Raw genomic sequence first — 26,392 nt, 5'->3', positions numbered from 1 at the left:
TGACTAACAATCGCATGCACTCGGACAGCAAAAAGCGCCACTTCACTCTGCCTTTTGCTGCCGGTGATGCACTGCGTTAGCTGTAAAGACTATGAACATTGAAGAATTATCCGAACAGCTTTACGAAGACCTGAATGGGTTCATTAATTCCATAAGCATTAATAATGAATATATGACAGTAGCTATGGAATGTGATGATTGGGCGAACCAGGAACGTAAGCTCAATATTCAGCTTCTGTGTAAAGGTGTGCGTGAAAGCACCATTAATGTTGGCCCTATTAGTTTTGTTAAGTGGCAAGGTGAGCATGTAGTGCTTTCTGAATACAGCGAAGAGCATGTTCATCTTTACTTTTCATCTGCGCCGAAAGATCCGTACTCTGTTATTGGTCATCTATACACAGCCCACCAATCTTTCTTTTCAGATTGGCGTCCCTTCACAATGCATATCCATGCAAGTGCAACCATTCTTACTGGAGGAAACGGTTTGTTAGCCAGAGGGCCTCGCTCACTTATAGAAATTTTAGCCTCCTCAGTTGAAGGACAATTACATGTCAATATCGTAAAGAGCTATTCACCAAACTCAAAATATATGGCTTTAATAATTGATGATACTTTTGTCATCTGCGAGTCAATCTCTTTGGTAGAATCAACAGCTAACATGTCATTCAACCGGGACGCGCTACCGCGCGCCCGTTAATTCCAACGTTAGGTCGCTATGCACTACACACTCACTCCCCGTGGTAACGCTGCTCTAATGGCCCTCATGGCTGCCGCATTGCTCGCTTGCTTTCTTACTGGGAACGGCCCGTCATTGGCCATCCTGGCAGTGTTTATGGTCGCGGGCGCCTTTGCCGGCCTACTTCAAAACATCGCCCTTCGTCGCAATGTCAGCCAGTTCCAATCTGCAAGCTCTGCGTTCCAAGTTCGCGCCGTACTTGTTTCATCGTTTCCGGGCAAAGCATCTGTCGCTCTGCTTTGGTTATCCGGCTTGGCTCTGATTCTGTTGCTTGTAAATGGTGGGCAACACGCAACTATCCAAACAATCGTTGGTGCCTATGCTACGTTCTCCTTTGCCCGTGAGACCGCAGCTTTTCCTGCTCTCTTCGTACTGCAAAGCGGGCAGTTTCATGTCTAAGCACCACGCGTCTAACCCGGCGCTCAACCTCGCTCCCTTCGGTCGCTGGACGCTGCGCGATAAAGCCGCGCAGTGCCGGTTAGCTCTACGTTAGCGCCCAATACATCAGGAGTCACTATGAACGATCAAGACACACCTGTAGCCGTTGTGGCAACAGAGGTTGCACCACGCTCGAAACTCACAAACTATCCAGAACCCTTCGCCTCACGCATGAAGGGGCGAGAGAAGAGCCCTCTCGGCGACGTGTTTGGTCTTTCAAACTTTGGGGTAAATCTAACGCGCCTTTTGCCCGGTGCTGGTTCAGCCTTGCGTCATGCTCATGCTAAGCAAGATGAGTTCATCTACATATTGAATGGTCGCCCCGTGCTACTTACCGATACAGGGGAAACGCAACTTTCGCCTGGCATGTGCGCGGGATTCAAAGCTGGCACAGGCAATGGGCACCAGTTGCTTAATCGCACAAATGAAGAAGTGATTTACCTTGAAATTGGTGACCGCAGCGCAGGAGATTCCGTCGTGTACCCCGACGATGACATACAGGCGGTTTTTGTCGAGGGTAAATGGCAATTTGCACACAAAGACGGTACGCCATATTGAAGTCCGCGCTAGCCCGGCAGTCAACACGGATGCTGCGCGATAAAGCCGCGCAGCGCCGGTTACTTTTACGTTATGCGTCTTGAGAGACTCGTATGTTGAAACAACTATTACTTACCGGCATGCTATGCATCCCTGCTGCTGTCTGGGCATTCATTAAGCCTGTTCGAGCTCGTAGCTCGTAGGCTGGGTTGATAAACCCAGCATTTCTAAGCCGCCAAAGCTGGGTTTCCGCAAAGCTCCAACCCAGCCTACATGCTAAAAGATGGTACTTACCTTGCCAAGGAATATGGAGGCCAAGGCCGTTATGCATTCATTACGCACAGCCATGGCCATTTCGAAGGCGGCGATATTGGAGAAGCTATTTGTACCGATGGCTTCTTGGTTTCGAAACTGCCTGCTAAATTCGGCAAGATAAAAAAAGCGCTTAAGTCAACTGATTATGTTTTAACAAAGTGCGACGAAGCAATGTGATTTTATGAATCTCGCAATCCTCGCGCTATACGCCAATACGGCTAACCCGTAAGGCGGATTCGCTTCAGCAATCCGCCATCATCAATTCGGCAATGGCAGTTTGCTAGCGCGAAACTGCCCTACGTCTTCGGCGATTTTTCAAGCCGCACCACGGGCGTTAAAATCTTTAAGCCTGTGCGGCCTCTACACTCTGATTGACAGACTGTTTAACCCACCCAAACCCTGGCGTTCCTGAACATGCGCATCCACGCGCCATATTCCTGCCAGTCATCCGGATGCCATGAGTTTTGCAGCGTTCTGAAACAACGTTCCGGATGTGGCATCATGATGGTAAACCGGCCGTCGGTCGTGGTCAGGCCGGTGATGCCGAGCGGCGAACCGTTGGGATTGGCCGGGAAGTGCGTCGTCACTTCGCCATAGTTATCGACATAGCACAAAGCAACGGCTCCGGCATCCAGGGCCACGGCAGGGTCCATGGCGAATTCGGCGCGGCCTTCGCCATGCGCAATCGCCACGGGCATTCTGGAGCCTTCCATGCCGGCGAGCAGGATGGACGGCGATTTTTTAACTTCAACCATGGCCACGCGCGCTTCGAATTGCTCGGAAGTATTTCGCATAAACCGTGGCCAATGATCGGCGCCGGGGATGATGTCTTTCAATCCCGACATCATCTGGCAACCGTTGCAGACGCCCAGGCCGAATGTGTCCTGGCGCTGGAAGAACGCCGCAAACTCATCGCGCGCGCGCGGATTGAACAGGATCGATTTGGCCCAGCCGCCGCCCGCGCCCAGCACGTCGCCGTAAGAGAAACCGCCGCAGGCCACAAGGCCTCTGAACTCAGCAAGGCTGACGCGGCCTTCGATGATGTCACTCATGTGTACGTCGATGCTGGTGAAGCCGGCGCGGTCGAACGCCGCCGCCATCTCGACATGGCCGTTGACGCCCTGCTCGCGCAGAATCGCGACCTTGGGTTTAGCCGCGGCAACGAAAGGCGCGCTGACATCGTCGTTGACATCAAAAGTTAACCGGACATTCAGGCCCGGATCGTTATCGTCGGCGATGCGCTCGAACTGTTGCTTCGCACAGTCCGGATTATCGCGCAGAGCCTGCATGCGGTAGCTGAGCTCGGACCAGACGGCCTGCAGTTCAGCGCGGCCGGCCGAATAAATCAGTTTTCCGGCATGACTGATCGACAATTGCGGCTCTTCAATGACATTACCAATGACATAAGTGCAATCTATCAAGCCGGCATCGCGCAGCAAGTCGATGACTTCCTCGCAATCATTCTGGCGAACCTGTATGACGGCGCCGAGTTCTTCATTGAACAAGGCCGCCAGCGCATCATCGCCCAGGCTGTCCAGCGTCATCGACGCGCCCAGCCGCCCGGCGAACATCATTTCGGCGACCGCAGCCAGCAGGCCGCCGTCGGAACGGTCATGATACGCCAGCAACTTGTCCTGGCAGTTCAACTCCTGAACCGCATCGAAAAAGGCTTTGAATAAAGCCGGATCGTCGAGGTCGGGGCACTCGTTGCCGATCTGTTTGTAAACCTGCGCCAGCACGGAACCGCCCAGGCGGTTTCTGCCGGCGCCCAGATCGATCAGGATCAGCACGCTGTGCTCGCCCGGCGTGGCTCTTAACTGCGGCGTCAGGGTTTTGCTGATATCGGACACCGGCGCGAACGCGGTGATGATCAACGACAGCGGCGACGTCATGGTCTTCTCGCCGGACTGGTCTTTCCAGACCGTCTTCATCGACAGCGAGTCCTTGCCTACCGGTATGGCGATGCCCAGTTGCGGACACAAGTCCATGCCGACCGCCTTGACGGTATCGAACAAGGCTGCGTCTTCGCCCGGAAAACCGGCCGCAGCCATCCAGTTCGCGGACAGCTTGATTTTCTGCAGTGAATCAATGCTCGCTGCCGCCAGATTGGTCAAGGCCTCGCCTATCGCCATGCGGCCCGATGCCGGCGCGTCAATCACCGCAATCGGCGTACGCTCGCCCATGGCCATAGCTTCGCCGGTCAGGGCATGAAAGCCCGAAGCGGTCACGGCCACATCGGCCACCGGCACCTGCCAGGGACCGACCATCTGATCGCGCGCCACCAGGCCGGTCACGGAACGGTCGCCTATATGAATCAGGAAGCTTTTGTCGGCAACGGCCGGGAACGACAGCACGCGCTTGACGGCCTCGCTCAGTTCGATGCCGCTCGTATCGAGCGCGCTCAACTGCGGCTGCACATGCTCCGCCTGACGGTGCATTTTCGGCGGCTTGCCGAACAGCACCGACATCGGCAGATCGACCGGGTTGTTGCCGAACCAGGCATCGTTCAATACTAAATGCTCTTCATCCGTCGCTTCGCCTATGACGGCATACAAACAATGCTCGCGCTCGCAGAAGGACTTGAACAATTCCAGGGATTCGGGCTTGATGGCGACGACATAGCGCTCCTGCGCCTCGTTGCACCAAATCTGCATCGGCGACATGCCTTTGTCGGCATTCTGCACGTTGCGCAATTCGAAGCGTCCGCCGCGCTCGCAGTCATGAATGATTTCCGGCACGGCATTGGATAAACCGCCCGCGCCGATATCGTGGATCGACACAATCGGCGTCTCGTCGCCGAGGGAATTACAATGATTGATGACCTCCTGGCAACGGCGTTCCATTTCCGGGTTCTCGCGCTGCACGGAGGCAAAATCCAGCATTTCGGAGCTCTCGCCGGAGGCCTGCGAAGAGGCCGCGCCGCCGCCCAGACCGATCAGCATGGCCGGGCCGCCCAGGATGATGATCAACGAACCGGCCGGAATCGGCTGTTTCTTGACCAGCATCGGGCGGATGTTGCCCACCCCGCCCGCGATCATGATCGGTTTATGATAACCCCTGAATTCATTGCCGTTACCGCCCGGCGCGGGTTGTTCAAAGCTGCGGAAATAGCCGGCCAGATTGGGCCGGCCGAATTCGTTATTGAAGGCCGCGCCGCCGATCGGGCCTTCAAGCATGATATCGAGGGCTGATGCGATGCGCTCGGGCTTGCCGTTGTCCTCTTCCCAGGGCTGCAAATACTCGGGCACTCTCAGATGTGATACGGAAAATCCGGTCAGGCCGGCTTTCGGCGTGGAACCCCGCCCGGTCGCGCCTTCGTCCCGGATTTCGCCGCCGGAACCGGTGGCCGCGCCCGGATGCGGCGAAATGGCCGTGGGGTGGTTATGCGTTTCCACCTTCATCAGCACATGCGCCTCTTCTTCGACATAGGCATATTCATGCGTTTTGGCGTTGCGAATGAAAACCTGCGCGGCCGAACCTTCAATCACCGAGGCGTTATCGCTATAGGCCGACAGGATGCCTGCCGGGCTTTTTTCAGCCGTGTTGCGGATCATGCGGAACAACGACTGCGCCTGCGCTACGCCGTCTATGGTCCAGTCGGCATTGAAAATCTTGTGGCGGCAATGCTCCGAGTTGGCCTGGGCGAACATCATTAATTCAACATCGGACGGGTTTCTGCCGAGTGCCTTGAAACTGTCGGTCAGGTAATCGATTTCGTCGTCCGACAACGCCAGGCCCAGTTCAACATTGGCTTTGATCAGTGCTTCACGGCCCTGCTCGATGATCGCCACGCTTAATAACGGTTGAGGCTCATGATGGGCGAACAGATCGGGTTCGGCTTCGCCGTCTACCACGGTCTGCGTCATGCGGTCATGCAGCAAGGCCGCCAGGCGTTCCTTGATAGCGGCCGATAGCGGCGCCTGGGCATCGAGCGTGTACTCAACGCCGCGCTCGATACGTTTGACGGCCGATAAGCCGCAACGCTGGGCAATCTCGGTCGCCTTGCTGGACCAGGGTGAAATCGTGCCGGATCGCGGAATAACCAGTAAACGCTCGGTCCCGCTGACATCGGCCGGTAGAGAAGCGCCATAGGACAGCAGGTGGTTCAATACCGTTGTCTGGCTGTCATCCAGATCACTTTCCAGATCGACGAAGTGCACAAACCGTGCCGAGACCGTATTGATCGTTGAATCCATAGCCTGCAGCTCAGCCAGCAGTTTTTGAATGCGAAAGTCAGAAAGTGCAGAGGTTCCGGGGATTTTTAGCATAGAAGATAATGATGAAGAATTAAAAAAATAATCTTTGAGGGCGACTTCGGCCGCCCGGCGTTGCAAGTGCGCTTGGGCACTTTTTCGTATAGACAAACTTTTTGTGCGGGCGTACTCAGCACAACATAAAAGAAGCTTAGTCAGACTGATCAGCGGCCATTGTTTCCTCTAGCAGGGTCAGCAATTTTAAACCGGGGCCTTCGGATATTGGTTGCCGGTCTTCATCCAGAACAACAACTTCCGAACTTTGGTTATTGGCAACCAGCTTGAGAATGTATTCCTTCTCGTTAGCCTGAACACCTTTGAACAGAAAAACGACCTCATCCCATACCGATCCGTCTTCTATGGTCTGCTCATCGGGGTCATACTGGACATGAAACAGCGCGTCTTCCTGATTGCGCTCGGTGACTTCCAGCGATTTCCGGCTTAGCGCCTTGCCGACCATGCGCCAGGCTCTTGAGACCGGCGCACCGATGCGTAAGCGGGTCTCTCCGCTGTCGAATTTAACCAACTCAACCGGAATGACGCGTGGTGTTTCGCCCTCTTCTTCCACTGAAGGCTCAACGGGCGCTGCCTGTGCCTGTTCGGGCGCAGGCATGGACTCAGCCGAGTCGGCATCCGACGCGCTTAACGCCGCGTTCTTATCCAGATCGGGCGGCAGTTTCAGCGGCGGAATTTCAGTGGTGAACTGATAATCTTTTTCCTTATCCGGAAAGTAACTTTGAATGTAGCCGCAGGCCGTTAAATTACTCAACATAGCGGCAACAGCGATAAGCGAGCCTAATCTGGATTTCATCATGGGCTTATATAACTTCAGCCTGACGCATCGCCTCGCGCACGGCACCAAAGCAGTCCTCGGTCAGCCAGGTCAACGGCAGGCGTATGCCTTTGCCCATCAAGCCCATTTCGGCAACGGCCCATTTGACCGGAATCGGATTGGATTGGATGAACAGGTTTTTATGCAAGCCCGCCAGTTTGGCGTCAATTGCCGAAGCCGTTTCTCTATCGCCCTTAATCGCCGCCATAATCATTTCATGGACCAATTTGGGTGCCACGTTGCCGGTCACGGTGATCGTGCCGTTGCCGCCCAGCAAGCAGAATTCGCGGCTGGTCGCATCGTCACCGGTATAGATGGCAAAATCGTCCCCCGTTAAATCGCGGATTTTTTTAACCCGGGACAAATCGCCGGTCGCTTCCTTAACGCCGACGATATTCCTGACGTGGGACAGACGGCCTACCGTTTCCGGCAGCATATCGCAGGCGGTGCGGCCTGGTACGTTGTATAAAATCTGCGGAATATCGACGGCCTCGGCGATGGCTTTATGATGCAGATACAAGCCTTCCTGGGTCGGCTTGTTGTAATAAGGTGTCACGATCAGACAGGCATCGGCGCCGACTTCCTTGGCCCGGCGTGTCAGGCTAATAGCTTCAGTGGTTGAGTTGGCGCCGGTTCCAGCAATGACGGGGATCCGGCCGCCGACATAATCGACAACCAGTTTGATGACTCCACAATGTTCATCTTCGTCCAGTGTCGCCGACTCGCCTGTCGTGCCTACCGCAACGATCGCATCAGTCCCCTGCTCAATATGATATTCCACCAGTTTTTTCAGACTGTTCCTGTCCACCGCACCGCTTTCCTCCATCGGCGTTACTAAAGCTACGATACTACCTTGAATCATGAAATCTCTCGATCAGAATTAAAACTGTTACAAAACTGCCGCCATTATAACAAGCAAATAAGCAAAACTCAGCCAGCCTGTAAGTACAAATTACATTATAACCTCAATATTTAGCCAGAAATCTGTCCAGGGCATTGGCAAAATCCTGCCTGTCCCGCTGTCCGAGCGGCGATGGCCCGCCCGATACCTGCCCGGCGCTGCGCAATTCGTCCATGAGATCCCGCATGGCTAACCGCTCTTTGATGTTGTCCCTGGTATAAAGCTCGCCGCGCGGATTGAGGGCATGAGCATTTTTCGCTATGACCTCGGCAGCCAGCGGAATATCGGCAGTAATCACCAGATCGTTTTCCTGTAATTGCCGGACAATATAATGATCAGCCGCATCAAAGCCGCCCGGAACCTGCACGGCTCGAATCACTCGCGATGGCGGCGTGGCCAAAAAGTGATTGGCGACGAGAATAAGCGCAAGTTGCTTGCGTTCAGCCGCGCGAAACAGAATATCCTTGATCACATTAGGACACGCATCCGCATCCACCCAAATCTTCATATCCGCTCCAAGTCCTGATCAATTTATGCAAATACTAATATAATGCGGTACAATGCCCGGTTATACAAACACTCCTCTGCGCGCATGCGCCTTCCATTTCCTACAGGTAAATACATGTCCAACGATGTTTCAACATTACCCTCTTTCCGTGACTTAGCGCTGAGCGAACCGGTGCTACGCGCATTGGATGATGTCGGTTATGAAACACCTTCGCCGATTCAGGCGCAAACCATCCCGCATTTGCTGGCAGGCAAAGACGTCCTGGGGCAGGCGCAAACAGGCACCGGCAAAACAGCAGCCTTCGCGTTGCCTATCCTGTCGCGCCTGGATCTCAAACAAAAAGACCCGCAGGTTCTGGTGCTGGCGCCAACGCGCGAACTGGCCATTCAGGTGGCGGAAGCGTTTCAACGTTATGCCGCGCATTTAAAAGGCTTCCATGTGCTGCCCATTTACGGCGGACAGGATTACAGCTCCCAACTGCGCCAGCTCAAGCGCGGCGCTCATGTCGTGGTCGGCACGCCGGGACGGGTCATGGACCACATGCGCAAAGGCACGCTAAAACTGGACGGCCTGAGCTATCTGGTACTTGACGAGGCCGACGAAATGCTGCGCATGGGCTTTATCGATGACGTGGAATGGATCCTTGAGCAGGTTCCTGAACAGCGGCAGATAGCGCTGTTTTCAGCGACCATGCCGACGGCCATCCGTAAAATCGCGCAGGAATATCTGGTTGATCCGGTCCAAGTCACGATCAAAGTCACGACCACCTCGGCCGAAAACATACGGCAACGGTATTGGATGGTCAGCGGCGTGCACAAACTGGACGCGTTGACGCGCATCCTGGAAGTCGAAACGTTCGACGGCATGATTATCTTCGTCAGAACCAAAACCGCCACCGTTGAACTGGCCGAGAAACTCGAAGCGCGCGGCTTTTCCGCCGCCGCCATCAACGGCGACATGTCGCAGGCCCTGCGCGAACGCACGATTGCCAATCTGAAAAACGGCAAACTGGACATTTTAATTGCTACAGACGTGGCGGCTCGCGGCCTGGACGTAGACCGTATCACGCATGTCGTCAACTATGACATCCCCTACGACACCGAATCCTATGTTCACCGCATCGGCAGAACCGGCCGCGCGGGCCGCACCGGCGACGCCATTCTGTTTATTGCTCCACGGGAAAAAAAGCTGCTCGGCAATATAGAAAAAGCGACCAAGCAAAAAGTTGAGGAAATGGGTCTGCCTTCGACCGAAATCATCAACAACAAGCGTATCGCCCGTTTCAAACAGAGTATTACCGACACTCTGGCAGCGGAAGAACTCAGCTTTTTCAGCCAACTGCTGGAACAGTACCAGCAGGAACATAATGTTTCGGCACTCGAAATAGCCGCCGCCCTGGCGAAAATGGTTCAAGGCGATACGCCGCTGTTGATGCAGCCGCCTAAAAAAACCAAGGAAAGCAGAGAAGACAAACCGGCCAGATCAGAGCGATCACACAAGGAAGAGCGAGCGCCGAAAGACCGCAAATCCAGACGCGGCAGCGCAGACATTGAAATGGAATTGTTCCGCATCGAAGTTGGTCACATGCATGGCGTGAAACCCGGCAATATCGTCGGCGCCATAGCCAACGAGACCGGCCTTGACGGCGAGCATATCGCGCGCATTAAAATTGAAGATGACTACAGTATGGTGGAACTGCCCGCCGGCATGCCCAAGGCATTGTTTCAGGAGCTGAAAAAAGTGCGTGTGGCCGGCCAAGCGCTCAACATATCGAGAATTGAGCCAGGGGCCGGAAAAATGGACGATGGCGCGAAAAAAGCGGTAAAAAGCAAAAAAAGGATGAGTTCCACCTCCAAGCGCGCCAAATCAAAAGCCGCTGATTGATAAAAAACATTAAAGGGCGACCAGCCGGTCGCCCTGCAACAGCATAGACTTACTGATTCCAAATGCAGGCGCCGCCGCTGGCTTTATCGACAGCTTCCAGACGCTGTTGATGCGCCTGTAGTTCCTCTTCATTGCAGCGAATGACTTTCAGCGCGGGTCGTTCAGTCGATAAAACGCTATACACTCTGTTCATGCCAACCTCTTCCTGCTCCGCCAGATCTTCGTCAAGCAAGGAAAACTGACCGCCGGTCATGACCAGGAATACGTCGGCCAGAATCTCGGCATCCAGCAACGCGCCGTGCAAATCACGGTGGCTGTTATCGATGCCATAGCGTTTACAGAGCGCATCCAGACTGTTTCTCTGCCCTGGATGCTTCTTGCGGGCAAAAGTCAGAGTATCGAATACCCCGCTGTAATCGGCGACATTGCCGGTCTCATTATTGAGCCGCGAAAATTCATGATTGATAAACCCGACATCGAACGGCGCATTATGAATGATTAACTCGGCGCCACGGATAAACGCGATAAAATCCTCGGCAATATCCTCGAAGCGCGGCTTATCCTCCAAGAACTCGTTGGTAATGCCATGCACCTCGATAGCGCCCTGATCAATGGTGCGGTCAGGGTTGATATAGACATGAAACCGGTTCTGCGTTAAACGACGATTAACCAGTTCCACGCAACCGATCTCAATGATTCGGTGCCCTTCCTGAGGATTAAGTCCTGTGGTTTCGGTATCGAGCACCACCTGCCTGACTTTCGGCTTTGCCATCTGTCTACTCTTGAAATTTAAATAAAACGCTTAGACTCATCATCCTGCAAACGGACCGCCATGACATCACATTTTGCATCATGCAGGACACTATTCGCCGTTGAACCCAATAACAACGCAAGGCCATGCCGGCCATGCGAGCCCAGCACGATAAGATCGACTTTTTCACGCTCGGCAATCGATACAATCTCCTGGTGAGGAACGCCCCAGACCAGCCATCTATGAGCGCAATCAACACCTAACTCATCCGCTGTTTGCATTAACTGGGCTTTCTCCGTTTCCAGCAAACCATAGCCCGAATCCTGATCCAGTGGGATCACGGTGCCGTAAGCCGTATCGGGCATGGGAATATTATCCAGCACATGAATAATGCTCAACCAGGCCTGATATTTTCTTGACAGCGCCTTGGCTTTTCGGGCTACCGTCCCGTCATGTTCGGAATAATCCACGGCCAGTAAAATATGCTGATAATCGTTCATAACTTTCACCTGATTTAGCGGCCTTAAATTAAGCCCGTAAAGCTCAATATAGAGGGATTTAGCCGACTAATCTATTTAACAAGAAAGTCCCGCATCATGCCCATATCCTCATGCTCAAGATTATGGCAATGGTACATGAATACACCTTTATAATCATTAAATGGCTTCAGAATCGTGACCTTCTCTCCCGGCATGACCAGCACGGTATCTTTCCAGCCACTGTCAACAAAACCCGCTTCTACCGATTCATACGCCGGTTTAAAGCGCGGATCAATTTCACGCTTCAGCACCTGGAATTGCTCGCCATGAATATGCATGGGATGGGGCATTGCCATCATCCCCCCCATGCCCATGCCCATGCCGCCACTAAAACCATTGTCGAATGCGATGACTTGCAGGGTATTAACCGGAATAATCTCATCAGCCCGGATATCGTCCATTTCATAGGAGCGGCCATTCAGCAAGGCGGACATATGGCGCATGGATAACAGAATGTTCCTGGGGGTGTCGGCATTAGCCGCATCCTGAAGGCGTAGTGGTTTTATAGCGGTCAAGTATTCGGGCAGTTTATCCTGCGCCTGCGCCTGCCTGGAAACCTTGACCTTCAGCACGGCATAATCACTGCCTAAAGGCAAGTCGCTGCCGGCCATCATCATGCCACGACCGCCCATCATGCCGCCACGCATGCCTCCCATCATTCCGCCTCGGCTCCCCATCATTCCTCCGCGCATGCCTCCCATCATCCCGCCATGCATGGAAGCCTCAAATGGAAGACTGCGCAAAGTCATCTCGGACCCTACATTTTTACCGCTGAAGTCCACCCAGATCTCCCGCCGCTCTCCCGGAGCCAGCATGACATAGGCACGTCGTTCGGGACGTTCCAGCAAACCGCCATCAACACCAATGACCGTCATAGGCGTACCGTCATCCCAGGCCAATTTGTAAATACGCGAATTGGAACCGTTCAATAATCTCAGCCGGTAGGCCCGGCTGGCAACCGGCAGAACATAATCGGGTTGACCATTGACCACGATCTGATTCCCCAGAAACCCCTGCATGCGCTGCATCATGTGATTGCTGTAGTGCAACTGGTTCTGGTCATCGAAGGTACGATCCTGAATAGCCAGCGCCACATCATATTCGCCCCTAGGCAGATCCAAAGCCCGTTCTTCCTCATCACTGACGATAAAGAGTCCTGCCAGACCCGAATAAACCTGCTTGGCAGTGACGCTGTGCGTATGCGCATGATACCAATAGAATCCGGCACGGTTCAGAACCTTGAACTCATAAACGAATGTCTGCCCCTGATTAATCGCATACATGGGATTGCCGTCCATCTTGGAAGGAACATGCATACCGTGCCAATGCAAAATGGATTGTGCCGGCAAGTTGTTCTTCAGGATAATTCTGACCCTCTGCCCTTTTTGCAACTGTATGGTGGGCGCGATATAACTTTCAGCATGATTGACTATAGCGGTTTCAGGACCTTTCAGAACTTTGCCGAAAACTTTCCAGACCCGCGTCTCAGGCCCTCTAAAAATAGGTATATCGACAACTTCCTGCGTTAATTCAATTTCCACATCCGGTTCAAAATCGCTGGATGCCTGATTGCCCATGCCTATCATGCCTTGTGCATATGACAAAAACGGGTAAACAGTAGCCATTGCGGCCGTCAGCCCAGCAAATTTCAGCAATCTGCGGCGTTGAATATTGATCGTGTTTGGCATTTGCATACTCCGGATATTGAGCAAAATAAGTTTATGGTAATTTTGTAATACATAAAGTCTTGCCTGTAAAGCAGATTCTCAATACTGCTCTTGCTACAGCTTAATTTAATCGTAGAAGGACCTGAACGAGCTTGAGGAAATATGATTATCTGATCTTATCAAGTTATAGAACATCTATCCATTACTTGGAAACATACCCTGAGTTTTTGAAGAAATTCAGGCTTTCATCGACATGAAAATGATCCTGCCTGTGGCGTGCCAATGAAATGGGATAGCATTCCCTAATCAATCTTGGTGTTTTTTTACTGGAAAATTTTCCACGCCATTGACGGTCAACACTGTCCGATCTCCAAGGCTAAGCGACTTTATGCTGCAACAGCGCACGATGCGCATTAGAGGCTATTGGATTAACTTTCCTGTATATAAACGATGCCGATATCGCCGATCCGTCTGATTCAGTTGCGCCACTGTGATTCAGGAACAGCATGGCAAATTCCCTGTCGAAAGTTTATAGAATCAAACAGGAGAAGACAGTGAGAAGAATTTATTTTTTGTCGCCGAACATTGAAACGACTCATAAAATTGTTGACGAATTACATGCGGAGGGAATTGAAGATCGCTATATCCACATATTAGCCAAACGGGACACCCCCCTGGAGGATCTGCCTGAAGCAACGGTATTTCAGAAAACCGATTTTATACCGGCGGTGGAGCGAGGCGCGGCGCTGGGTGGCACAACAGGCTTGCTGGTGGGACTTATCGGTTTACGCCTCGCGGGATTCGTGATTGCCGGCGGCCCCGTTCTTGGCGTTTTGCTATACGGGGCGACCATCGGCGCCATGATGAGCGGTTTGGCCGGTCTCCAGGTTGGAAATTCAAAAGTCAAAAAATATGAGGAAGCTATTGAACGCGGCGAACTGCTGGTCATGGTCGATATCCACAAGGAACGCATCGACGCAATTAGTCAATTAATTACTAAACATCATCCTGGCGCTCAATTTGAAGGTATTGAGCCGCTTTTACCGCCGTCTTATAAATAGTCCTTATAAATCAGCCTGAAATCAGGAGGATTTCAGGTGATAACCATAAAAATTGCCATGAAAATGGCTGTCGCTAGCCAAAACCGAAAAGAAATTACCGGTTACGCGGGCGGTGCACAAATTTTGGATTTATCAAATGCGGCATGAGATGATCGCCAGATTGACATTCGCCCGCCTGGTGAAGTGGCGACGGGGCGCGTCATTGACGCCTTCGTTGGAGGCCACTCTGTTGCTTCGATTGACGCTGACCAAACCGCCGCCGGTGCGACTGACGCTGAGTTTGCTGCCGAATTCATCTATCGCCCCATCTTGGCAGTAAAGTTTTGATAGCAAGCCACCGCTAGCACATCTTAAGGGATACACTCACTGAGCTTCACTCAACGGATGTTTTTATCCATTTCACGCTCAAGGGGGGCTTCAAACTCCTCCAGAGCCAATTGCTTTTGGCTGCGATTCCGGATCATAAGTGCAAAGTTTTTGGCAGGATGGAGTCTCTTTTTTTGCGTTTAATCATATCCACCCATCAATAAAATATAATCTATATCAACGATTTATACTTTATTTAAAGATTCCGATTATTTCAGTTAAAGAAACAAATTATCCAGTTTTTTAAGCATTGTTAATGGCGGAAATTTACGTATAGTTTTAATTGGAGTTCTTAACGACAGATTTAAAACTAGAGGATATTGATATGAATAATTTTCAAAAAGATATTCTGATCGGCCTGATTTTCATCACCGGTATTTTAGGTTTTATTTCAGGCGAATTTATCATTTCAACCGTACTGTTTGCATCCGCCGCTGTTGCCAGCAACGTCCTGCATTATGAAAAATAGGTTGCGGATTACCTATCTGATCAAGTTTTATTTGATATGTGACAGTAGAATAATGACTTTATCTCGTCATTTTGTTTGAGAGAACTCCCGGTATGCGCCGGGAGCCCTTTACCACGATCTCGTCAAATTAATGCCGGTTGCCTATGTAAGAGCCTGCCGCTGCACCGAGGCCGGCTGCGATAGGATCGCCTCGACCTACTTCATAGCCCAGAGCGCTGCCTAAAACACCACCAACAAGCCCTGCCCCGGTACGCTGGTCATAATAACCCCTGTCCGGATAGTAGTTAGCCTGTGGCTGAGGGTAGTAATGGTGGACCTCAGGCTGCGCGTAGTGATGGTGAACAATTTCACGCTGAGGATAATAATGATAAACCTCTGTATGCGGTTGATAATCCCAACCGCGATGGTGATGATGCCCGTGATGATGATGGTGATGATGGCCATCAGCAGATGCAAAAGAAGAATATCCTGCTATTGCCAAAGTCAATTGCGTCAAGATGAATAATTTTTTCATTGTATCCCTCTCCTTTGTGATTCGATAAAGCCTAATCGGGAGATTCGTTAAGCTTCCGGTTTTATTTATTTTGGCTTAATTCTATGACTTATTTCTTAACACTAGCTGAACATAATTTCCATTGTAAAAAATTACTGGGACACGGCTTTATCAAGATTTATTAATGGCGAAAGCAAGCAGGCTTGTCATGTCATAGCCGCAAATTTGACTAGGGCTAAAACAAAAAAGGCCCCGATAAATCGGAGCCTTTGGAATTCATGGTGCCCAGGGGCGGAATCGAACCGTCGACACGAGGATTTTCAGTCCTCTGCTCTACCGACTGAGCTACCTGGGCTTTTTTGAGGTGATGCTGTTTTTCTTGTTAATTTTTTTGTAATGGTGCCCAGGGGCGGAATCGAACCGTCGACACGAGGATTTTCAGTCCTCTGCTCTACCGACTGAGCTACCTGGGCGGTACTACAAAAGAGCGCCATTAAACCCGATTATCTGATCCCCGTCAATAAAAATATAATTTCATTCCGAAGAACCTGCGTTCAGCGGGCTTTCTTCCCTTCGGAACAATCTGATAATAAAACGAAATACTTTTTTTATGCCTATCCATAACCGCGGCAACAACCAGACCATCAGCAGGACAAACAATACCAGCGCTATTAGAAACAGCACCGGATGATTGATACAAGCCCAGACTCCGCCAATAACCGCCACATCCTCGCCTACAGATGCAAACCAGTTAGTGAAAGGTTCTGGCGAAGTATTGATCAGTACGCGCGTGCCGGCTTTGGTTGCATGTGTGCCGGCCGCCAGACCGCCGCCCAGTATTGCCGCCGCCAATTCAACCGCAGGATTTAAATCACCGACAGTACCGGCTGCCAGCATCGCTCCGGCGGGAATGCGAATAAACGTGTGTATAGTGTCCCAGCCGGTATCGACGCCGGGCATTTTGTCGGCGAAAAACTCAATAAAATACATGACCCCGGCCGCCCCCATGACCATCGGGTTTGCGACTATCTGTAAATCCGGCGGCAAATTCAGATTACCGGTATTGGCAAGATAACCCAGAGTGAACAGCGTCGCATAAAGATTAATGCCGCTGGCCCAGGCCAGCCCCATTGTCAATGCCAGCGTCGTTGAAATTTGATCCAGCGCTTCCATAGAGTGCCCTTTTTGTTAAAAAAATTGCGTTCAGCATAGTCTATTTTGCTGAACTTCCAATTAACGCAAAAATCTTAATGACTGTTGCATCAATGTTTAGTCACTTTATTTTTTACCACATTTAAATCGAGACCATGTAGAATTGGCACAATCATTTTCGTAACTTTGGGATTTTAAAGTGAGTTTTAGAGGTACAACCATACTTTCTGTTCGCCGCGGCGGCAAAGTGGTGATTGGCGGTGATGGCCAAGTCACCTTAGGCAATACAGTCATGAAGGGCAACGCCCGTAAAGTGCGCCGTTTATATCATGACAAGGTTATTGCCGGTTTTGCCGGCGCTACGGCTGATGCGTTCACTTTGTTCGAGCATTTTGAAGGCAAGCTGGAAAAGCACCGTGGCAACCTGACGCGCGCCGCCGTGGAAATGGCCAAAGATTGGCGCACAGACCGCGCCCTGCGCAAACTGGAAGCCCTGCTGACGATTGCCGATGCCAAAACCTCCCTGATTCTTTCCGGTACCGGCGACGTCATCGAACCCGAGCATGACTTGATGGCCATTGGTTCCGGCGGTGCTTTTGCGCAGGCAGCGGCACGCGCCTTGTTGGAAAATACCGATTTAAGCGCTCGCGAAATTGTCGAAAGATCGTTAAGGATAGCCGGCGATATCTGTATTTATACCAATCACAATTTGACCATAGAAGAATTGGACGCAGATCCTAGTGAGTAAACGAATGACTCAAATGACCCCTAAAGAAATTGTAAGCGAACTGGATAAGCACATCATCGGCCAGGCCAGCGCTAAACGCTCTGTCGCTATCGCGCTGCGCAACCGCTGGCGCCGCCAACAGGTTGATGCTGCTTTACGCGAAGAAATCACTCCGAAGAATATTTTGATGATCGGTCCTACCGGCGTTGGTAAAACCGAAATCGCCCGCCGCCTGGCACGTCTGGCCAATGCGCCTTTCATTAAAATAGAAGCGACCAAATTTACCGAGGTCGGCTATGTCGGCCGCGATGTTGAATCGATTATCCGTGATCTGGCCGATACAGCCGTCAAAATAACGCGCATGGCGGAAATGGAAAAGGTTCAGAATCGCGCTTACGATGCCGCCGAAGAAAAAATATTGGATATTCTGCTGCCGCGGGCCGGCAGCGGCATGCTGTCCGATACTGAGGAATCAACCCGCCAGAAAATGCGCAAGAAACTGCGCGAGGGCGATCTGGATGACAAGGAAGTAGAAGTCGATGTGCACGTCGCGCCCGTAGGCGTCGAGATCATGGCGCCTCCCGGCATGGAGGAAATGACCAGCCAACTGCAGGGCATGTTCCAAAATCTGAGCACGGGTAAAAGAAAATCGCGCAAGATGAAAATCGGCAAAGCCTTGAAAGTTCTTCAGGAAGAAGAAGCCGCCAAGCTGATCAATGAAGAAGACATTAAAGCGCGCGCCGTGGAAGCCGTGGAACAGAACGGCATCGTCTTTCTCGACGAAATCGACAAGATCTGCAAACGTTCCGAACTCGGCGGCAGTGGCGGCGAAGTCTCCCGCGAAGGCGTGCAGCGCGATCTGTTGCCATTGGTTGAAGGCAGCACCGTCAGCACCAAATACGGCACCATCAAAACCGATCATGTTCTGTTTATCGCATCCGGCGCCTTCCATTTGACCAAACCCTCTGACCTGATTCCCGAACTGCAGGGCCGGTTCCCTATTCGCGTTGAACTCGATGCGCTGACGGCCGATGATTTCGTGCGCATCCTGACAGAACCGAATGCGTCATTGACCGAACAGTACCAGGCCCTGCTGGCAACGGAAGGCGTTTCAGTGACGTTTGCCGCCGACGGAATCCAGCGCATTGCCGAACTGGGCTTCCAGGTTAATGAAAAAACCGAGAATATCGGCGCCAGACGACTGCACACGATCCTGGAACGGCTGCTGGAAGACATTTCCTATAACGCACCGGACCTTACCGAGAAAACCATCGTTATTGATGCCGCTTATGTCGACGGACATCTTGCCGAGTTCGTGCAGGATGAAGACCTGAGCCGTTATATTCTGTAATTATCATGCGACTGACCGTACCCCCCTGTCACACCATTCCCACTGAAATCAAGCTGCATCAGGTGTCCCGCCTGCTTGAAATCAGTTTTGACGACGGCAGCGTTTTCAAGCTGCCGTATGAATACCTGCGCGTCTACACGCCATCGGCTGAAGCGGTCGGTCATGCACCGGGCCAGGAAGTGCTGCAGGTCGGCAAGGAAGACGTCACGATTGCAGAAATCAAACCGGTAGGCAACTACGGCATCGCCCCGGTATATAGTGATGGCCATAACACCGGCATTTACACATGGGATTTGCTGTACAAGCTAGGCGCCGAATACCCGGCCTTATGGGCCGACTATCTCCAGCGACTGGAGGCGGCCGGGCATCAACGCAAAACATCGCCACTACCTACAGAACATTAGAATACCAAGCATGACAATGACAAATAACAACACCACCCATTTCGGTTTTAAACAGGTAGCCAAAGAGGACAAAGTCAAGCTGGTCCGCGGCGTATTTGATTCCGTGGCGGGTCAATATGACATCATGAACGACCTGATGTCGATGGGCATCCATCGCATCTGGAAGCGCATTGCCGTGCAGCTGAGCAATGTACGCAAAGGCGAGCGGGTGCTCGATCTGGCCGGCGGCACCGGCGATTTGACCATGCTGTTCGAAAAACGCGTCGGCCAGGATGGCCAGATAGTTTTGGCCGACATCAATTCCGAAATGCTGCGCACGGGCCGCGACCGGCTGATTGATAAAGGACTGGTCGGCAATATCCGCTATGCGCAAGTCAATGCCGAATGCCTCCCCTTTGAAGACAATACCTTCGATTGCGTCTGCATAGGCTTCGGCCTGCGCAATGTAACCGACAAAGATGCAGCCTTGCGCTCCATGTACAGAGTGCTGAAACCCGGCGGCCGCGTCATCGTGCTGGAATTCTCACATCCGACCGACAAGGTCACCGAAAAAGTCTACGATTTTTATTCGTTTAATCTGCTGCCCAAAATCGGCAAGATCGTAGCCAAGGATGAAGACAGTTACCGTTACCTGGCCGAATCCATCCGCATGCATCCGAAACAGGATGAACTGAAAAAAATGATGGAAAATGCCGGTCTTGAGCGTTGCGAATATTTCAACATGACGCAAGGCATCGTGGCCGTGCACAGAGGTTATAAAATCTGACATGGCGATCAAACCGTTGCTGGCCGGTGCATTGGAAGCCGCGCTTAACCAGTACCTCGCGCTGGACCCGGATAGCCGCTATTTTCTGGAGCCATTGGCCGGGAAAGTCATCGCCGTTACGATTTTGCCGTTCAATGAAACCCTTTATCTGTGCCCGACGAAGGAATCCATTCAGTGTCTGGATCATTTTCCCGATCAGCCCGACACTCGATTGACAGGCTCGGTCTGGGCACTGGGCCTGATGGGGCTCAGCTCGAAACCGATGCGTTCCGTTTTTTCCGGCGACGTGAAAATTGAAGGCGACATGCACACCGGTCGCAAATTTCAGGAACTGTTCGATAAACTGGACATTGATCTGGAAGAAAAACTGTCGCATTACACCGGTGATATTATCGCGCATCAGATCGGCCGTTTTTTCCGCGCCGGCCAGCGCTGGGGAAAGGATTCCATTGAGACCTTCAGGCTGAACGCAGCGGAATTTCTGCAGGAAGAAACCCGCGATTTGCCGGCTGGGCCGGAAATGGATATTTTTTATCACCAGGTTGATGAGCTACGCACCGATTTTGACCGCCTGTTAAGCCGGGCTGAACGTCTGGACGATGCGTTAACGAATTTAAAGCAGAAATAAATCCGGCCTTGCCCTACTGATACCCTCTCTGGTGGGCATGAAAAGCCACACCCACCCTAAAAACTAAAGGTAAATACGTGATCCGCCCCAAATTATTATTGCGCCTGATCCATATTAACTGGGTCCTGGTCTTTCACGGCCTGGACGAAATCGTTTTAAAAACCCATTTATTCCGCCCCGTTCGTTTTTTAGCCGTTTTCTCTCCCAACTACTGGCTCAAACGACAAACCGCCTCGCGTGCCGTGCGCATTCGTCGGGCTTTGGAAGATCTCGGTCCCATTTATGTCAAATTCGGCCAGGCGTTATCGACCCGGAAAGACCTGCTGCCTGATGACATTGCCGATGAACTGGTCAAGCTACAGGATCGGGTTCCGCCGTTTCCGAATGAAATCGCCCGTGGCATCATTGAAAAAGAACTCGGCATGCCCGTCTCTGATGCCTTTGCCGAATTCAATCCTGAACCTTTGGCTTCGGCCTCAGTCGCCCAGGTTCACACGGCCGTATTACACAGCGGCGAACAGGTCGTTGTTAAGGTTCTGCGTCCCGATATCGAAGAACGCATTCACTCCGACGTAGGCCTGCTTTATGAACTGGCCCGCTTCGCCGAAAAATTCTGGCCCGATGCAAGGCGATTGCGCGCGCTGGAAGTCGTTGCCGAATTTGAAAAAACAACGCTGGATGAACTTGACCTGATTCGCGAAGCCGCCAATGCGACCAAACTGCGCCGCAACTTCGAGAACTCCGAGATTATTTACATACCGGAAGTCCACTGGCCGCTGACGCGCCAGAAAGTCATGGTTATGGAGCGCATTCAGGGCATTCCTGTCGGCGAGATCGCAGCGTTGCGGGAAGGCGGCGCCGATTTTAAACTGCTGGCTGAACGCGGCGTGGAAATCTTTTTCACACAGGTGTTCCGCGACAACTTCTTTCATGCCGACATGCACCCCGGCAATATCTTCGTCGATCTGCCGGCCAAATACATCGCTGTCGATTTCGGCATTGTCGGCTCCCTGTCCTTGTCCGATCAACGCTATCTGGCCGAGAATTTTCTGGCCTTCTTCAATCGCGATTACCGCCGGGTCGCACAAATGCACGTCGAGTCCGGCTGGGTGCCCGGTTCAACACGCATAGAAGAGTTCGAATCAGCCATACGCAGCGTGTGCGAACCAATCTTCGAAAAACCGCTCAAAGACATTTCCTTCGGACAATTGCTGCTGCGCCTGTTTCAAACCGCGCGGCGTTTTGACATGCGTGTGCAACCGCAACTGGTATTGCTGCAGAAAACCCTGCTCAATATCGAGGGGCTCGGGCGTGAACTCTATCCCGATCTGGACTTATGGCAGACGGCCAAGCCTTTCCTGGAAAAATGGTTCCATGAACGCATGAGCCCTAAAGCCAAAATCGATAAAATCATCAAACAATTCCCGGAATTGGCCGAGCAGTTTCCGGAAATTCCCTCGTTGATTTATAAGGCCCTGGACAATGCCGCACACGCAAGACCCAATGCCGAAGCGCACAACCGCGAACTCGCCCTGTTGCGCCAGCAAATGGAGAGCAATCACCGCCGGACGGTATGGGCCATCCTGGCCAGTGCGGTTATGATCAGCATGGCGGTTTTCTTTCAATGAGCCGGAACAAAGCCAAAGTATGATCAGGCTTTGTATGAAATAATTGTCAAAAAATACCAATAAAAACATAAACAGGAGAGTCTATTATGTCGATTAAGAGAATGGCCGATCTGGATTTATCAGGCAAACGCGTACTGATTCGTCAGGATCTGAATGTGCCTGTGAAAAACGGCAAAGTCACCAGCGATATCCGTATTCAAGCCAGCGTACCGACAATTCAAAAGGCCTTGGCAGGCGGCGCTGCCGTCATATTGCTATCGCATCTGGGCAGGCCCGAGGAAGGGCAATACGCGGAAGACGCGTCACTAAAGCCGGTAGCCGAGCGCTTGTCGGAATTGCTCGGCCAGCCTGTCAGACTGGAGAAAGACTGGCTGGACGGCATTGACATCAAGAGCGGCGAAGTCGTACTCTGCGAGAACGTGCGTTTCAATGTCGGCGAGGGCAAGGACAGCGATGAGCTGGGCCGCAAAATGGCCGCGCTCTGCGATATCTTTGTAATGGACGCCTTTGGCACCGCGCACAGGGCGCAGGCCTCGACGCACAGCGTCGCCAAGCACGCGCCTGTCGCCTGCGCCGGCCCTTTGTTGGCCAGCGAACTGGATGCGCTGGGCAAAGCGCTGGAAACGCCGGTCAAACCTTTGATCGCGATTGTCGGCGGCTCCAAGGTGTCCACTAAACTGACGGTCCTGAAATCATTGTCTGAAAAAGTCGATCAACTGATCGTCGGCGGCGGCATTGCCAATACGTTTATTGCGGCCGCAGGCTTTCCTGTCGGCAAATCGCTTTACGAAGAAGACCTGATTGAAGAAGCCAAGCAACTGATCGAAATGGCCAAAAAGAATGGCTCGGATATCCCTATCCCGGTCGATGTGGTTTGCGCGAAGGAGTTCTCGGAAACCGCCATCGCCTCGGTCAAGAAAGTCGAGGACGTTGAGGCCGACGACATGATCATGGACATCGGTCCCGAAACGGCAAAGCACTATGCGCAGCTGCTGAAATCGGCCGGCACTATCGTCTGGAACGGCCCTGTCGGCGTGTTCGAATTCGACCAGTTCGGTAACGGCACGAAATCGCTGGCTACGGCTATCGCGGAAAGCAGCGCCTTCTCGATCGCTGGTGGCGGCGACACGCTGGCGGCTATCGACAAATACGGCATTAATGATAAAGTGTCCTATACCTCTACCGGCGGCGGTGCGTTCCTGGAATTTCTTGAAGGCAAAGAGCTTCCGGCCGTTTCCATTTTAAAATCACGAGCCTAGAGGTTTAAGTCCGGCGGTGTTTTTTATATAATGCACCGCCCTTTCATTTAAGTCAGTTAAAGACGACTCAATGAAACCGATCCCCGTCAGCCCGGTCGAACGGACTGACCCCCCTTTTAATTTATCAGGTTTAAAAATGGCCAGAGTCACGATCGAAGATTGTTTAGAAAATGTAGAAAACCGTTTCAAACTGGTTTTATTAGCCAGTACCCGAGCGCGTCAGCTCAGTAAGGGTGCGGATGAATTTGTCCAGCGCAATAAAGACAAGGATACGGTTGTCGCTTTACGCGAAATTGCGGCCGGCCATGTCACACCAGACAATGTCAACCTGCTGCATCGTACGGGCGACAGTCAGGAAACGACCAGCACCATGTTTTAATCGCTTCAGCCATGTTGAATATAGTCGCCGACACTATCGAACTGGAACGCCCTCAGGACAAACTGATCCGGCGTTTATGCGAGATTTTGAGCGACTATCTGGATCAGGCTCAGATCGATGAAATTGTCCGCGCTTATGAATTTGGCGCAACCGCTCACGCTGGCCAATTTCGTAAAACTGGCGAAGCCTATATTTGCCACCCTATTTCCGTTGCCATCAGCCTGGCTGAAATGCGCATGGACGCGCATGGCATCATGGCGGCCATCCTGCACGATGTCATTGAAGACACCCCGATCAGCAAGAAAGAGTTAGCCAAACAGTTCGGCCAGGAAGTGGCGGAACTGGTCGACGGGGTGACCAAACTCACCAAAATCGACAGCAAATCGCATGCCGAGGCGCAGGCCGAAAATGTCCGTAAAATGTTTATGGCCATGGCCAAAGACCTGCGCGTCATTATGGTCAAACTGGCTGACCGGCTACACAACATGCAGACGCTCGGCGCCATGAAGCCCGCAAAAAAGCGCCGCATTGCCCGTGAAACGCTCGACATCTATGCCCCGATCGCCAACCGGCTGGGCATGAACAATATCCGGCACAAGCTCGAGTCGTTGGGCTTTGAAGCAATGTACCCGCTGCGCCATGCCATTCTGAAAAACGCTGTCAGAAAAGCTCGCGGCAATCGCCGCAAGATTGTCGATACGATAGAAAACGCGATAAAAAACCGCCTGGAACAGGCCGGCCTGCACTGCGAGGTAGCTGGGCGCGAAAAGAATCTTTTCAGCATCTACCAGAAAATGCTGAACAAGAAGATTTCTTTTTCGGATGTTTTCGACGTCTATGCCTTCAGGATTTATTGCGACGATGTCGATAATTGTTACCGCGTCCTGGGCATCGTGCACAATCTGTACAAACCCATTCCGGGCCGGTTCAAGGACTATATCGCGTTGCCCAAGGCCAACGGCTATCAGTCCCTGCACACGATACTGATCGGCCCTTACGGCGTACCGATCGAAATCCAGATCAGAACGCACGAAATGCACCGCATGTCGGAATCGGGCATCGCGGCGCACTGGCTGTATAAATCCGACGACGATAAACCCGAGAAATTCCAGGCGGGCGCCAACGAATGGCTGCGTGAACTGCTGGAAATCCAGAAGTCGGCCGGCGATTCGCTGGAGTTTATCGATAACCTGAAAGTCGACCTGTTCCCGCAGGAAGTGTTTGTCTTTACGCCTCAGGGCGGCATTATCAAACTGCCGCGCGGCGCGACCATTATCGATTTCGCCTATGCCGTCCATACCGATATCGGCAATGCCTGTGTTTCCGCCCGAATCGACAAGCAACTGGTGCCGCTGCAATCGACGCTGGAAAATGGCGTCACGGTGGAAGTCATCACCGCTTCCTGGGCCCGGCCCAATCCGCTTTGGCTCAACTATGTCATTACCGCCAAGGCCCGCTCCAGCATACGCACGTATCTGAAGCACTTTAAACAGCAGGAAGCCATCAATCTCGGCCGCCGTTTGCTGGAAAAAGAGCTGCAAGCCATGCATCTGCATCTGGAAAGCATCGAGCAAGCCCGCATACTGGCGCTGCTCGATGCGATGTCCATGCACAATCTGGAGGAATTGCTCGAAGACATCGGACTGGGCAACAAAATGCCGTTCCTGATTGCCAAGCGCCTCACGCAGGATGACGTGCATGCAGCCGTCAAACTCGATAACAGCGAGAGCGGCGTAAAAAATCCGCTGATCATCAAAGGCACGGAAGGCATGGTCATTACCTTGGCCAAATGCTGCCGGCCCATTCCGGGCGATTCGATCATCGGCTTTTTCAATCCCGGCCGCGGCATTGTGGTGCATCACCACGAATGCCGTAACCGCATCGAAGCCAGAAAAAAACAGACCAGCTGGCTGGATGTCGAATGGAGTCCCGACGCCGTCGGCGACTTTCCGGCCGAAATTCGCATAGAAATACTGAATCAGCGCGGCTCCCTGGCGACGATTGCTTCGACGATCTCCGAGCTGAATTCCAACATCGAGAATGTCTCCGTGGTCGATCAGGACGACCGCGTTTCAGTTGACTTGATCACGTTGACGGTCAAAGACCGTGTGCATCTGGCCCAGATCATGCGCAAGCTGAAGGAATTATCGATTGTGCTGAAAATCAACCGGGTCAAAGCTTAGAAATAGTAAGGCATCTGTCGCTATCGTGAGCAAGCCGGTTCTTAAGCATTAGCTTTTCCGGTCATCTACCTAAAATCAATCTTCATCTATCCGCTATAAACACCGCCCCAGTTTGCAGGGCGAGTTTATTCGTCCTTTGAAAGCAGACAACACAGCATTTTTAAG

The 26,392-nt window shown here is 52.2% G+C and carries 26 protein-coding genes and 2 tRNA genes; 16 read left to right on the top strand and 12 right to left on the bottom strand.

Going from position 1 to position 26,392, the window contains the following annotated elements:
* Positions 1-91: 91 nt before the first annotated feature.
* The 4 genes from METLU_RS27740 to METLU_RS0102490 all read left to right on the top strand — a co-directional run bounded on the left by METLU_RS27740 (position 92) and on the right by METLU_RS0102490 (position 2,203).
* The gene (locus tag METLU_RS27740; RefSeq protein WP_155920418.1) at positions 92-697 is read left to right on the top strand and encodes a hypothetical protein; all 606 of its coding nucleotides are present in this window, start codon (positions 92-94) and stop codon (positions 695-697) included.
* A gap of 66 nt (positions 698-763) precedes the next feature.
* The gene (locus METLU_RS0102500; RefSeq protein WP_155920415.1) at positions 764-1,135 is read left to right on the top strand and encodes a hypothetical protein; all 372 of its coding nucleotides are present in this window, start codon (positions 764-766) and stop codon (positions 1,133-1,135) included.
* A 117-nt stretch (positions 1,136-1,252) separates the two neighbouring features.
* On the top strand, positions 1,253-1,732 hold the full coding sequence (locus METLU_RS0102495) for a cupin domain-containing protein (protein ID WP_027156845.1): 480 nt from the start codon (positions 1,253-1,255) through the stop codon (positions 1,730-1,732).
* Between the two features lie 252 nt (positions 1,733-1,984).
* Entirely contained in the window at positions 1,985-2,203 is a 219-nt protein-coding gene (locus METLU_RS0102490; protein WP_027156844.1) for a hypothetical protein, read from the top strand.
* 206 nt (positions 2,204-2,409) lie between these two features.
* Here the strand turns inward: METLU_RS0102490 and purL are convergent, their stop codons facing one another.
* The 4 genes from purL to METLU_RS0102470 form a co-directional block, all read right to left on the bottom strand.
* Positions 2,410-6,294, bottom strand: a complete 3,885-nt coding sequence (gene purL, locus METLU_RS0102485) for a phosphoribosylformylglycinamidine synthase (protein WP_027156843.1) — start codon at positions 6,292-6,294, stop codon at positions 2,410-2,412.
* Positions 6,295-6,430: 136 nt separating this feature from the next.
* On the bottom strand, positions 6,431-7,093 hold the full coding sequence (gene bamC / locus METLU_RS0102480; RefSeq protein WP_231383532.1) for an outer membrane protein assembly factor BamC: 663 nt from the start codon (positions 7,091-7,093) through the stop codon (positions 6,431-6,433).
* A 4-nt stretch (positions 7,094-7,097) separates the two neighbouring features.
* A complete protein-coding gene (gene dapA / locus METLU_RS0102475; protein WP_027156841.1) occupies positions 7,098-7,973 on the bottom strand; it encodes a 4-hydroxy-tetrahydrodipicolinate synthase in 876 nt (291 codons plus the stop codon).
* Positions 7,974-8,076: 103 nt separating this feature from the next.
* Positions 8,077-8,520 (bottom strand): YaiI/YqxD family protein, encoded by a 444-nt coding sequence (locus tag METLU_RS0102470; protein WP_027156840.1) that lies wholly within the window; start codon positions 8,518-8,520, stop codon positions 8,077-8,079.
* A 114-nt stretch (positions 8,521-8,634) separates the two neighbouring features.
* On the opposite strand from METLU_RS0102470, the gene METLU_RS0102465 reads away from it, so the two are divergent.
* A complete protein-coding gene (locus METLU_RS0102465; RefSeq protein WP_027156839.1) occupies positions 8,635-10,404 on the top strand; it encodes a DEAD/DEAH box helicase in 1,770 nt (589 codons plus the stop codon).
* Between the two features lie 49 nt (positions 10,405-10,453).
* On the opposite strand, the gene dnaQ is transcribed toward METLU_RS0102465, so the two are convergent.
* The 3 genes from dnaQ to METLU_RS0102450 all read right to left on the bottom strand — a co-directional run bounded on the left by dnaQ (position 10,454) and on the right by METLU_RS0102450 (position 13,382).
* Complete coding sequence (dnaQ, locus tag METLU_RS0102460; RefSeq protein WP_027156838.1) at positions 10,454-11,176, bottom strand: DNA polymerase III subunit epsilon; 723 nt, start codon at positions 11,174-11,176, stop codon at positions 10,454-10,456.
* A 17-nt stretch (positions 11,177-11,193) separates the two neighbouring features.
* Complete coding sequence (locus METLU_RS0102455; RefSeq protein WP_027156837.1) at positions 11,194-11,655, bottom strand: universal stress protein; 462 nt, start codon at positions 11,653-11,655, stop codon at positions 11,194-11,196.
* A 71-nt stretch (positions 11,656-11,726) separates the two neighbouring features.
* On the bottom strand, positions 11,727-13,382 hold the full coding sequence (locus METLU_RS0102450) for a multicopper oxidase family protein (RefSeq protein ID WP_027156836.1): 1,656 nt from the start codon (positions 13,380-13,382) through the stop codon (positions 11,727-11,729).
* A gap of 533 nt (positions 13,383-13,915) precedes the next feature.
* Here METLU_RS0102450 and METLU_RS0102445 point away from each other — a divergent pair.
* Entirely contained in the window at positions 13,916-14,422 is a 507-nt protein-coding gene (locus METLU_RS0102445; protein ID WP_027156835.1) for a hypothetical protein, read from the top strand.
* 132 nt (positions 14,423-14,554) lie between these two features.
* On the opposite strand, the gene METLU_RS27735 is transcribed toward METLU_RS0102445, so the two are convergent.
* A complete protein-coding gene (locus METLU_RS27735) occupies positions 14,555-14,755 on the bottom strand; it encodes a hypothetical protein (RefSeq protein WP_155920412.1) in 201 nt (66 codons plus the stop codon).
* A gap of 358 nt (positions 14,756-15,113) precedes the next feature.
* Here METLU_RS27735 and METLU_RS28235 point away from each other — a divergent pair, with 358 nt between their 5' ends.
* Positions 15,114-15,257: a hypothetical protein gene (locus tag METLU_RS28235; protein ID WP_196806482.1), complete on the top strand. Its 144-nt coding sequence runs from the start codon at positions 15,114-15,116 to the stop codon at positions 15,255-15,257.
* A 127-nt stretch (positions 15,258-15,384) separates the two neighbouring features.
* On the opposite strand, the gene METLU_RS0102425 is transcribed toward METLU_RS28235, so the two are convergent.
* The 4 genes from METLU_RS0102425 to METLU_RS0102410 all read right to left on the bottom strand — a co-directional run bounded on the left by METLU_RS0102425 (position 15,385) and on the right by METLU_RS0102410 (position 16,923).
* The gene (locus METLU_RS0102425; protein WP_027156834.1) at positions 15,385-15,771 is read right to left on the bottom strand and encodes a hypothetical protein; all 387 of its coding nucleotides are present in this window, start codon (positions 15,769-15,771) and stop codon (positions 15,385-15,387) included.
* Positions 15,772-16,029: 258 nt separating this feature from the next.
* Positions 16,030-16,105, bottom strand: a tRNA-Phe gene (locus METLU_RS0102420).
* Positions 16,106-16,147: 42 nt separating this feature from the next.
* Positions 16,148-16,223: transfer RNA gene (locus METLU_RS0102415), tRNA-Phe, on the bottom strand.
* Between the two features lie 61 nt (positions 16,224-16,284).
* Positions 16,285-16,923 carry a DUF4126 domain-containing protein gene (locus METLU_RS0102410; RefSeq protein WP_027156833.1) on the bottom strand — a complete coding sequence of 213 codons (639 nt, stop codon included), beginning with the start codon at positions 16,921-16,923 and terminating at the stop codon, positions 16,285-16,287.
* 178 nt (positions 16,924-17,101) lie between these two features.
* On the opposite strand from METLU_RS0102410, the gene hslV reads away from it, so the two are divergent.
* From hslV to METLU_RS0102365, 9 genes are all read left to right on the top strand, one after another.
* The gene (gene hslV / locus METLU_RS0102405; protein WP_027156832.1) at positions 17,102-17,650 is read left to right on the top strand and encodes an ATP-dependent protease subunit HslV; all 549 of its coding nucleotides are present in this window, start codon (positions 17,102-17,104) and stop codon (positions 17,648-17,650) included.
* A 4-nt stretch (positions 17,651-17,654) separates the two neighbouring features.
* Entirely contained in the window at positions 17,655-18,980 is a 1,326-nt protein-coding gene (hslU, locus tag METLU_RS0102400) for an ATP-dependent protease ATPase subunit HslU (RefSeq protein ID WP_027156831.1), read from the top strand.
* Positions 18,981-18,985: 5 nt separating this feature from the next.
* Positions 18,986-19,384 carry a gamma-butyrobetaine hydroxylase-like domain-containing protein gene (locus METLU_RS0102395; protein ID WP_027156830.1) on the top strand — a complete coding sequence of 133 codons (399 nt, stop codon included), beginning with the start codon at positions 18,986-18,988 and terminating at the stop codon, positions 19,382-19,384.
* Between the two features lie 16 nt (positions 19,385-19,400).
* Complete coding sequence (gene ubiE, locus METLU_RS0102390; protein ID WP_027156829.1) at positions 19,401-20,150, top strand: bifunctional demethylmenaquinone methyltransferase/2-methoxy-6-polyprenyl-1,4-benzoquinol methylase UbiE; 750 nt, start codon at positions 19,401-19,403, stop codon at positions 20,148-20,150.
* Between the two features lies 1 nt (position 20,151).
* The gene (locus METLU_RS0102385; RefSeq protein ID WP_027156828.1) at positions 20,152-20,778 is read left to right on the top strand and encodes a ubiquinone biosynthesis accessory factor UbiJ; all 627 of its coding nucleotides are present in this window, start codon (positions 20,152-20,154) and stop codon (positions 20,776-20,778) included.
* Positions 20,779-20,855: 77 nt separating this feature from the next.
* Positions 20,856-22,406, top strand: coding sequence for a ubiquinone biosynthesis regulatory protein kinase UbiB (gene ubiB / locus METLU_RS0102380; protein WP_027156827.1), 1,551 nt, complete (start codon positions 20,856-20,858; stop codon positions 22,404-22,406).
* 86 nt (positions 22,407-22,492) lie between these two features.
* Positions 22,493-23,665, top strand: coding sequence for a phosphoglycerate kinase (locus METLU_RS0102375; protein ID WP_027156826.1), 1,173 nt, complete (start codon positions 22,493-22,495; stop codon positions 23,663-23,665).
* Positions 23,666-23,801: 136 nt separating this feature from the next.
* Positions 23,802-24,044, top strand: a complete 243-nt coding sequence (rpoZ, locus tag METLU_RS0102370; RefSeq protein ID WP_027156825.1) for a DNA-directed RNA polymerase subunit omega — start codon at positions 23,802-23,804, stop codon at positions 24,042-24,044.
* 11 nt (positions 24,045-24,055) lie between these two features.
* Complete coding sequence (locus METLU_RS0102365) at positions 24,056-26,227, top strand: RelA/SpoT family protein (protein ID WP_027156824.1); 2,172 nt, start codon at positions 24,056-24,058, stop codon at positions 26,225-26,227.
* Positions 26,228-26,392 lie beyond the last annotated feature (165 nt).

It is taken from the genome of Methylobacter luteus IMV-B-3098, from assembly GCF_000427625.1.
Classification (GTDB): Bacteria; Pseudomonadota; Gammaproteobacteria; order Methylococcales; family Methylomonadaceae; genus Methylobacter; species Methylobacter luteus.
Note: the sequence above shows the minus strand (reverse complement) of the source record. Positions and strands in the feature narration are given on the sequence as shown.